This is a genomic window from Belnapia sp. AC561, from assembly GCF_979252845.1.
Genome location: NZ_CEEDBP010000467.1, coordinates 1 through 238, shown reverse-complemented (window position 1 = coordinate 238; position 238 = coordinate 1). Strand labels below are relative to the sequence as shown.

The window sequence follows — 238 nt, the reverse complement described above, 5'->3', positions numbered from 1 at the left end:
GTGGGTGTCGACGACCGTCGCCGAGGGACTGGCGTCCCGGCTGGCGCCTTCGCGCAGCGTTCCCATGAGGTGGTGGCGGATGTTCTCCCACACCCCGTCGCTTAGGAAGCCGCGCAGGGAGCCGTACACGGTGCGCCACGGCGGGAAGGCTGGCGGCGGTGGCAGGTGCGGCCACTGACAACCGGTCCGGACGAGGTAGAAGAGTCCGTCCAACAGGTTCCGCATATCCGTGCTGCGC

Annotated in this window: 1 protein-coding gene; it reads right to left on the bottom strand. The window is 69.3% G+C overall.

Annotated features, from left to right (window positions below; all coding sequences use genetic code 11):
* A partial coding sequence (locus tag AC0IW9_RS31875) for a transposase (RefSeq protein ID WP_471652282.1) occupies positions 1-225 on the bottom strand: 225 nt, incomplete at its 3' end.
* Positions 226-238 lie beyond the last annotated feature (13 nt).